The following is a 1,860-nucleotide window of genomic DNA, read 5'->3' as shown; positions in this document are numbered from 1 at the left end:
AATTTACATTTTACATCTCGATTCATGGGACAACACACCTTAATCTGTATTTCACAGGCAAAAGCATAGCGCAAAAATCTTGTCCTGTACCATGTAGTCGCATTTTGAAGATTTTTCGGAGAGGATGATAATCATGAAAAATTTGTGGATAAAAAGTCTTTTGACCAGCGCCGTGCTGGCGGGACTGGGATTGAGTAGTGCGGCCTTTGCTGGCCCCGTAGATATACAACTCAATGTAGGAACCCAGCCAGTGTATGCAGCACCAGGATACCCCCCAGCCATTCTCACGGCGCCGCCCTTGATGGTCTGGCTGAGCAATCTGGGTGTTTATGCGGCCTATGGCGCTTCGCAACCCATTTTTTATCAGGGTTCCAACTACTATTATTATTACGGCAACCGCTGGTGGTCAGGTCCGGGCTATCGTGGTCCGTGGCGCCCCATAGCGGCTCCGCCGCCAGCATTGCGACATTGGAATCATCGCGATTGGCAGCGCGTCCAAAGAGATGCTGGCCGCTATTCCCGAGACCCGCATTGGCGGCATTTCCGTCCGGCAGAAAGGCCCATGCCAGGGCCGCAGCAGCGGCCGCAACCGGGGCGTCCCGGTGGTCCACAGTTTCAACATCCCCATCGTCCGCAGATGCAACAGCGACCGCAGCCCATTCAGCGTCCGGCCCCAGGACGTCCAGAGTTCAATCGCCCGGGAGGCAGACCCGGACAAGGACGTCCCGATAATGGTCCGGGGCAGGGTCGCGGGCAGCCAGGTTCAAAACCGGACCATGGACATCAGAATCAGGGCAACAGCCAGCCCTGGCAGGGCAACCACTAGGCCAGCTTGTTTCTGACCCAATCGCGGGCGGCCTGGAGCGCATCATCCAGTGCCGCCGGATTCCCGGCACCAGCCTGGGCCATGTCGGGTCGGCCGCCACCTTTACCACCCAGCGGCAAGGCTACCACATTCACCAGATCTCCCGCGTGAATACGACCTGCCAGGGTTTTTGCAACGGCAGCAATTAAGGCCACTTTTTCCCCTTCAACTCCGGCCAGGACAATCACGGCTTCGGGAAGCTGACTGCGCAGACGATCGAGCGCATCACGCAAGGCCTTGCCATCCATACCCTCCAGACGGCTGATAAGAACCGGCACGCCAGCCACCTCTTCACTCCGGGCAGCGAGATCTGCACCGGCCCGCGCTGCTTCATCGCGCTTAATTTTCTCTAACTCTTTTTCAAGTTGACGCAGACGCTCGAGGGTCTGAGCCAGACGCTGATCCAGATCCGCTGGTGCTACTTTGAGCAAGCTGGCAGCAGTCTGCAGACGTTGTTCATCGCGCTGGATAAGATCCAGAGCCGCTGCTCCGACTACGGCTTCAATACGACGAATACCCGCTGCTACGCCACTTTCGCTGAGAATCTTGAAAACCCCCATATCTCCAAGCGCCTGCACATGCGTACCACCACAAAGTTCCAGTGAAAAGTCGCCCATGCGCACAACGCGGACTTCATCGCCGTACTTTTCACCAAACAGCGCCATGGCGCCCAGAGCCTGGGCTTCGGCAATGGGCAGAACCTGCGTATCGGCAGCATAATTTTCACGAATCACCGCATTGACGCTGCGCTCTATCTCCTGCAACTGCGCCGAAGTCAGGGGTTCGGGATGGCTGAAATCAAAGCGCAGCCGCTCCGGATTGACCAGCGAACCTTTCTGCTGGACATGCGAACCGAGAATATTGCGCAACGCCGAATGAAGCAGATGGGTGGCAGAATGATGGGCAGCGGTCGCCCGCCGGGCCAGCTCATCCACGCTGGCCAGCAAGGTGTCTCCTGTCTGGAGGCGACCCGACTGCAGCACACCCACATGCAC

The 1,860-nt window shown here is 57.7% G+C and carries 2 protein-coding genes; one reads left to right on the top strand and one right to left on the bottom strand.

All coding sequences use genetic code 11. The annotated features are described in order from the left end of the window. Positions 1–133: 133 nt before the first annotated feature. On the top strand, positions 134–826 hold the full coding sequence (locus tag AC2VLY_RS12685; RefSeq protein ID WP_486922396.1) for a hypothetical protein: 693 nt from the start codon (positions 134–136) through the stop codon (positions 824–826). Here AC2VLY_RS12685 and AC2VLY_RS12680 read toward each other — a convergent pair. Next, positions 823–1,860: DHHA1 domain-containing protein (locus AC2VLY_RS12680; protein ID WP_486922394.1), on the bottom strand; the 1,038-nt coding region annotated here is incomplete at its 5' end. The two genes, AC2VLY_RS12685 and AC2VLY_RS12680, sit on opposite strands and share 4 nt — an antisense overlap.

This window comes from Acidithiobacillus sp. TH-A36 (assembly GCF_057473445.1).
This window is presented reverse-complemented; position numbering and strand designations above follow the sequence as displayed.

Excerpts from the sequence above, each read along its gene's own strand:
- AC2VLY_RS12685 (WP_486922396.1), top strand. The coding sequence starts at position 134 with ATGAAAAATTTGTGGATAAAAAGTCTTTTGACCAGCGCCGTGCTGGCG.